Source organism: Armatimonadota bacterium (genome assembly GCA_016789105.1).
Taxonomy (GTDB): Bacteria; Armatimonadota; Fimbriimonadia; order Fimbriimonadales; family Fimbriimonadaceae; genus UphvI-Ar2.
Genome location: JAEURN010000010.1, coordinates 229,306 through 236,198, shown reverse-complemented (window position 1 = coordinate 236,198; position 6,893 = coordinate 229,306). Strand labels below are relative to the sequence as shown.

Sequence of the window (6,893 nt, the reverse complement as noted above, 5' to 3'; positions counted from 1 at the left end):
GGCATCACGCGCTGGATCATTTGACCTTCAGTTTCCAGCGTCTGAATGTCTTCGCCGTACCCCTTGAGCAAGGCTCGCCCACCCTTGGAAATTTCGACTCGCTCCCGGAGTTTAAAAGCGTGATAGTTGGTGATTACGATCTTCGCTTTCTGGAGGTCTTCGAGCATGTCAGCCGGTACAAGCTCCCGATCCGCGTAATAGCTGTCCGGGTCATTCGGCATCAAAACCCGCAATCGGTCCTTGATCGTGATCCCAGGGGCAACGATGAGGAAACCTCGGGTGAAATTTTTGGAGTTCGGGCGTCTAACGGCATTTAGCGTCTGCCACGCGATCAGCATTGCCATCACGGTGGTTTTGCCTGCTCCAGTTGCTAGCTTCAGGGCGAGCCGTAGAAGTCCAGGATTCGCCTCAGTGTTTACTCGCTCCAGTCGATCCAGAATGTCTTTGCCGACCTTGTAGCTCGGTGCGACCTCCGTCAGCCAAATCGCAGTTTCGGCGGCCTCAACCTGACAGAAGAACGGTCGCACTCCCTGGAACTCGTAGCTTCGCCAATGTTGGAGCAACCGGGCTGTCTCCGGAGTCACTCCCCATCGGTTCGGATCGCTAATCTTCCTCCAGAGATCAACTTCCCGACGAACGGTGTTGATGATCTCAGCGTGGTCGTAGGCTTGCTTCTCGTCAGACAGTCCCAAGCCCTCGTCCATCACCAGGGCTTGCTGCTTCGGTTGATTCTTCTTAAGCTTGGGCTTTGGGATAGGCGTAATGAAGTCCGCCCGCCTGCGCTGTGCGACGATCTCCTGAGTCGGCTGTCCGGACTCATCCAGCTTCCAATGACTCGCCGGATAATCGTACGGCGAGTTTAGTATTGGTTGATTGAAGAATTGGTCAGCCATATTTGTACAAGTCTCAACCCGCATTCTAGGCGGTTTTCTACAACCTGCCCAGGCTGTGGCGAAATCCGGAGAGGCGCAGTTGCAAGGTAGTTTACCGGGCTGCTAAGTAGCCGACTTGCAAGTCGCTCAAGTTCCAGAACTTGACCCTTACGTTTGCCGGGCGATCAAGGCAAGCGCTTTCGGAAGCATTTCAACAAACCACCTGTGAGGACTCTCCGCAGTACTGGGACATTGATAGCGCAGTGCGATAGCAATATCCTGCTTTGTTGCTTCGTCATCAGCCGACGAAACGAAAATCTGGTTGACGCTTTCCGCAGGAGCAACGCCAGGAAACTTTCTGCTGAGAGCGGATGTTAAGGCCGTAACTGTAACTCGTCCAGTTTCGTTGACATCATCTGCCTTGCTGATTCGGTCTTTCTCCTGAATGCTTTCGCGATTCCGGGTCTGTTCGGGGGATGGTGGCGATTTGCTGGCATCCGTGTTGCTCCGATTCTGGGCTTGAGGCGTCTTTTCATATTGTCTTGGATCAGGGGCGTCCGCTGGAAAAAGATTCCATACTTGGGTCACTACAAAGTCTGTGGCAACCGCGTTTCCGCGCTGTGCGATTTCCGGCAAACAGCGAACAATTGAAGCAAGGGCAATGTGCAAGCGATCACTGATTCCATACAGCCGTCTTGCAATCAAATCCCTATCCGACGTGTGCGCTGCATAGAGAGTCATCGCTGTGAACTGGCGCTTTAGATAACTTTGAATTCGAGAATCAATGGGGTCGCGTTGATCTTTGCTCTTCAGCCCAATCTTCTCCAGAAAATAGTTGAAGCCGACCAGCAGGTCGTCTATTAGAAAAAATGGAGCTACTTGATGCGCGATCACTTCTCCATACTCTCGTCGGGACAGGTGCTCCTGCAGTTGTTGAGACACAAATCTCGTCTCAAAATGGTATCCATGCTCTGGAGGGCAAATGAATGTTGCCCCGTACTTAGCTCTACTGCCGCGCTTATCGCTGAACGTGAAAGTGATCTCTTGTGGTCCGAAGCATGGTCCCAAATCCGTCCACGAAGTTTCCACTGGCCAGGTCCAGTTGATATTCGAGGCGTCGGCGACGTTTCCATCACTATCCACTACCTTCAGAAGTCTTCCGGACATCCGGGTTTGGATCGGGTCACCGCGATGGAGACGGCTACCCTTAGATTTCAGAAAGGCTCCGGCTAAGAGCGGTTCTAGCTCGGCCAGATACACGAAGTGGAAACTAGCTCCCGGTTCATTCGTAAGCCGGATATATGGTCTGTCACGATCCAGCAGGGCCGGGTCCGCGTACTCGCCAATCACGGCTTGAACCTCACGTAAGTGGGAGCGGTGAACAGACGGGAACTTGAATCCCGGTGATGAGAAGGAACGGAATCTCTAGCCATCATTGGACCATTATTCCACGTGCCTCTCAAAGCAGCACAGATTCAACTTCCGTCGAAGGGTCTGTGCTCCTCGAATGCTTCTGCGAGCTTTCTCCCGAAAGCTTGGGAGACTTACGACGGAGTGGCATCGAGATCGAAAGTGCTTCTGAGAAAATGGCTGCCACTTTGTAGTGCCCCTCCAGGCACCCTCGGTGAAGTCGGATAGCCCTTATAAAGGAGCCTTCTGGACACCCTGTGGCACGTTTGGTATGACTGGTGGAGCCGCCTCATCCAGCTCTTCGAGCTGTTGCTGGAATGATCCGTTTAGAACATCCCACAAAGGCGTGCACCAATCGAGAATTGGAGTGCCAGAACTCCTTGGTTCAAGGCTCTGAGACTGACTAATCAGCGGTTTGAACGAAGCTATCTTCTGAAGTATTTCATCCATGCGTATCTCAACCTGACGGTCGCGAATGTAAACGGAGTTTCGCAGTCTGGTAGCCAGAATCTTCAAGTTAGATTCTGTCTCATGCTCTTCGAGGCGAAACGCCTCTCGGCCGGCCTCTACAACGCACCGAAGCTTGAGGCGAACAGCGTCCGCTCGCGACTGGCACTTCTCGATGCCAGCATCTACTTCCAGCGTTTGAGCATTGAGCGACGCCTTGAGCGACATGTATTCCTCTGTCGTAATCTCACCGTCCATTCGCATGCTATGGAGCCTGTGTAGCCGTTCCTGCAGCTTCGCGCGGCTTCCTGTCAATCTTCGGGAAGCCGCTATCGTCGTGGCTTCATGTGCGGCCCTAATCCCCTGGAGTTGTGCTAGCAGGAATTCGGAAACTGCAGGAGCGATGGAAACACTCTTAGCAAACTCGATTAACGCCTGCCTTATAACGTTCTCTTCGACCACCCGCTTCCTGCACCCTCGGTGACCAGTGCAGTGATAATAAACGTATTGAAGTATTGAACCGTCCTTTGCTTGCTTCTGAGCCTTTGTGACCGTTGCCGGTCCACCGCATGTCCCGCATCGAATAAGACCCCTAAACAGTGGCTCGTGACGCTGTGGTCGGACGGCTTCACCGCAACGGCTTAACTTCTGCTGGACGAACTCAAACTCCGCTCTGCCGACAACAGCTTGGTGCTTTCCTTCGTGGAGCTTGCCTTGAAATCGAAAGAGCCCAGCATAGAAGGGATTTCGGAACAGAGCGTAGAGCTTCCGGAAGCGGTGCTCGGCGGCTTTTTTGTCGACGGTCGGCCACTCAGAATCGAGAGCATTGGAGATATCTCGAACAGAAAGAGGCGAATCAACAATGAGTTGCCATGCTTTCTCAACCCATGGAAAACTTTCTGGATTCGGTTCTATCTCCCTTGTCCAAGGGTTATTGCGATATCCTAGCGGTGGCTTTCCTGGCAGCCATCCTTTTTCAGCCTTGCTCTCCATACCCCTAGTAACATCTCGGCTCAAGTTTTGACTCTGTCCGGCGGCTACGGCGGATTCGAGAGCGAGAAAGATTGGGCTATCATCGCTCACGTATTTGCGCTCCGGCGTTTGAATTACCTCTATCTCGCCATCGAGAAGGAGCTGGCCCAGAGTCCCTCCTTCCTGGGGGTTCCGGGTAAGTCGGTTCACGTGCCAAACCAGGATGGCGCTTGCTTTCCCGGTCCGAATGAGCTCGAGTAGGCGACTAAATCCAGGTCGATTATTTGGATGTTTTGCAGAACGCGACTCTGCAATCTCCTCAATCACAACATATCCGGTCCGGTGTGCAACTTCTCGCATGATGCGAAGCTGGTCGTCTAAACTCTGAACCTGCCGTTCCCCAGATTCAGTTGATTTCCTTGCGTAGATAATGCACTTCATTGGTTTGGATGATCAGAACTTGGATGAGGAGTTCGTTAAGCGCCCTCGCTTCCACGCTATCGCATTCGACCCCACATGTGGACTGCAAAAGCTCGCGGAAGCGTTCTACTTCGGCTTCCGTGGGCGTTGGAAGCCACATCAGTCGGAAGACCCCGCGCGGGCGGGGTCTGGGTTAGGCGGGAAGGACGATGAAGTCCTCCTGGAGTAGGAGTACAACTTCCTCAAGGTATCTATGCTCCACGGCAAGGGCGTTGCCGAAGAAGGTGTGCTGCCACGGATCAAGTTCCGCAAAGTGATCCTCTCCCGCTTCGGAGGTCGGGCGAATGAGGAAGATCGTTCCGTGATTTTCGACTTCAAAGTCAGCATGCTTGAGGTTAGTGCTCATGGGATTCCTCGCCAATGACTTGGCGTGATCGGCACTGTGCCTCGGGGCATGGAACTGCCAGCAATTGCACTCGCGGATGGGCTTGTGCTCGCTCAGTTGTCACGGTAGCTCCCCAAGGTCTCTGAAGCTCACGTACCGGCCCGGGCTTCCAATAACGATGTGATCTTCAAGCGGAATCCCAAGAAGCTTTCCGGCGGCCTTGAGCGTCCTCGTGACCTCATAGTCCTCAGGCGACGGCTCCGGATCGCCGGATGGGTGGTTGTGAGCGACGATAATCGAACAGGCGTTCGCCAGGATCGCGGCTTTGAATACCTCTCTTGGGCAGACGATGGCGCTCGTGAGGTTGCCGATGCTCGCCACGTGAACGCCGATCAGATCGTTCTTCGCGGTGAGCATCATTACTATTAGTTGCTCTCGGTCGCAGAGACTAAGGAAGTGCTCGGCAACTTTCGCCGCTGTGGCTGGACCCGAAATGGATTCTCGCCGCTCGCTCGATTCGCGAACGAGCTGTACCCGGATCACGGGGAACTCTGGTTTTGAAAGATCATCTCTCATGACCTCCACGGTCTCTTGGCTTGAGAGGTCAATCAGCTTTTAGAACATCCCTGCGACCGCCCCCGCTCGGGATAGAGCCTCGATGGTTTGACCATCGGGAAAGATTGGAACTGATGATTGAGTTGAACGGGAGTGAACGAAAGCAGAAGGAGCAAGAAAGACCGATTGCGAAGCAAGAGGGTTGAGTATTGGAACCGCTGTACGCAGGTTCAAACGGCTAGGCTAGACCTAGCCGCCCCTCTAGCCGGGGTTCTGACCGGGGTGGAAATAGGCTCTGGAAGTCACGAGTGAAGTGATTTTCGCTCCTGCAATGCATTTCGGAAGCATGCAAAAACTCTCGCTCTTGCGTTCGGTTTTCGTTCGGGCGAGGATTTGTGAGCACTCCCAACAACCCGAGCGAGACTACCGCCATGACACCATCACCCCACCACTTTGACCAAACGATCTCTCGCCTCGCGGATGTTCTCGCCCATACCAAACGCTATTCATTCAAAGCTCCCTCTCGGCTTTCCCAAGACGCTGGAGTCCATCCCGCTTCCGTCTTCCGAATCTTGAGAGGAGGCGGTAACCCGTCGTTCCTCACGGTCACCCGGATCACCGAAGCCGTCGAGCGAGAACTCGGATTCCGGATCGACCCGCGTGACCTCATCGCAGAAGGTGGTCGCTTCCCAACGCCTTTCTGTTGCGATGTGACCCGGAGTCAACCGAGCCTTCCGGACAACGCCTACGACGAGTTCGGAGACCTGAAGCCTGCCTTCGCTGGAATTGAGCCAGGCAAGTGGGTTTCCAGTCGTCACCCTCGCGGCGTAACTCCTTCCTCAACTCAGAAATAAACCCACTGCCATGCTTGAGAAAGACCTTCTCTCAATTGTTCGCGTGTCTTCATTCCATGTTCAAATGCTGCTGGTGCGGCAACTCCTCGACCGACTTGGATACAAGTCCATTCAGTTCATGGGTCGAAGGGAGCGCAAGGAGAAAACCTACCTCGGAGGGCACGAATTCACTGTTGATGACCGCCTCGGGCTCTTTGACGTGCAGACCGTGGTGAAGTTTGTGGGGCAAGAGGTTCGGGTGCGGATGCTCGATGAACTGGCAGGGGTCGTGCGTCGCACCGGCTCGGATTATGGAATCCTGATCTCCACCCACGGGCTCACCAACTCGGCCGAGTTTCATCTTGGAAGTCACGAGCCGATTCGCATTCGGGTGGTCACTGGAACCGAGTTCGCTCGGCTCCTGATCCAGCACAAGATCGGAGTCCGGGAAGTCCCGAATCTTCAGGTCGATGAGCCGTTCTTCCGCCACCTCGACCGAATGAGTCGTCAGGTCAGCCGCTTCATCGAAGCTGTGCGATGACCACCCTTGAGCGTATGACGGCGGTGGCAACCGAACTGTTTAAGCTGAACGTCTCCAACGCCGGGGTTGCTCAACTCCTCCGCGACTACCCGGTGGAAGAGATCGAACGGCAACTCCTGTATCTGCCTTACCGCAAAGCAAAGCGCCCCAACGCCTTCATCATCGAGGCAGTTCGGGGCAACTACTCACCTCCTAAAGAGTTCACCTATGCCAAGTATCTCCCCGAAGTTCCCGCCACCAGTGACCGAGTGGACGAAGATCCCGAACTCACATTTGGACCGGCTGCTCCCGATCCTCTCGAACCCTGAACTCCGGCTCCTCCTGGTGATTTCCCGCCGCGCCTATGGTCTGCGGCGGTTTCACATTCCCCTGTCCGCAACCTATGAGCAGCTAGAGGCTTGGACCGGGATCAAGCGATCTAGCGTTCACCGAGGGCTAACCCGACTGGCTTCGCGTGG

The 6,893-nt window shown here is 54.5% G+C and carries 9 protein-coding genes; 3 read left to right on the top strand and 6 right to left on the bottom strand.

The window, feature by feature from the left end:
* From JNM28_12845 to JNM28_12820, 6 genes are all read right to left on the bottom strand, one after another.
* Positions 1-893: DEAD/DEAH box helicase family protein (locus tag JNM28_12845; GenBank protein MBL8069328.1), on the bottom strand; the 893-nt coding region annotated here is incomplete at its 3' end.
* A 147-nt stretch (positions 894-1,040) separates the two neighbouring features.
* Positions 1,041-2,222 (bottom strand): hypothetical protein, encoded by a 1,182-nt coding sequence (locus JNM28_12840; GenBank protein MBL8069327.1) that lies wholly within the window; start codon positions 2,220-2,222, stop codon positions 1,041-1,043.
* A 291-nt stretch (positions 2,223-2,513) separates the two neighbouring features.
* Positions 2,514-4,142: a recombinase family protein gene (locus JNM28_12835; GenBank protein MBL8069326.1), complete on the bottom strand. Its 1,629-nt coding sequence runs from the start codon at positions 4,140-4,142 to the stop codon at positions 2,514-2,516.
* The gene (locus JNM28_12830) at positions 4,108-4,281 is read right to left on the bottom strand and encodes a hypothetical protein (GenBank protein MBL8069325.1); all 174 of its coding nucleotides are present in this window, start codon (positions 4,279-4,281) and stop codon (positions 4,108-4,110) included. The genes JNM28_12835 and JNM28_12830 overlap by 35 nt, the downstream gene beginning before the upstream one ends.
* Positions 4,282-4,314: 33 nt before the next feature.
* Positions 4,315-4,527 (bottom strand): hypothetical protein, encoded by a 213-nt coding sequence (locus JNM28_12825; protein ID MBL8069324.1) that lies wholly within the window; start codon positions 4,525-4,527, stop codon positions 4,315-4,317.
* A 99-nt stretch (positions 4,528-4,626) separates the two neighbouring features.
* Positions 4,627-5,082 (bottom strand): JAB domain-containing protein, encoded by a 456-nt coding sequence (locus tag JNM28_12820; GenBank protein ID MBL8069323.1) that lies wholly within the window; start codon positions 5,080-5,082, stop codon positions 4,627-4,629.
* A 410-nt stretch (positions 5,083-5,492) separates the two neighbouring features.
* Here JNM28_12820 and JNM28_12815 point away from each other — a divergent pair, with 410 nt between their 5' ends.
* Genes JNM28_12815 through JNM28_12805 form a run of 3 tightly spaced genes read left to right on the top strand, consistent with a single transcriptional unit; the run spans position 5,493 to position 6,743 of the window.
* Positions 5,493-5,915, top strand: a complete 423-nt coding sequence (locus JNM28_12815; GenBank protein ID MBL8069322.1) for a hypothetical protein — start codon at positions 5,493-5,495, stop codon at positions 5,913-5,915.
* A 10-nt stretch (positions 5,916-5,925) separates the two neighbouring features.
* The gene (locus tag JNM28_12810; protein MBL8069321.1) at positions 5,926-6,435 is read left to right on the top strand and encodes a restriction endonuclease; all 510 of its coding nucleotides are present in this window, start codon (positions 5,926-5,928) and stop codon (positions 6,433-6,435) included.
* Positions 6,432-6,743 carry a hypothetical protein gene (locus JNM28_12805; protein MBL8069320.1) on the top strand — a complete coding sequence of 104 codons (312 nt, stop codon included), beginning with the start codon at positions 6,432-6,434 and terminating at the stop codon, positions 6,741-6,743. The genes JNM28_12810 and JNM28_12805 overlap by 4 nt, the downstream gene beginning before the upstream one ends.
* Positions 6,744-6,893: the final 150 nt, after the last annotated feature.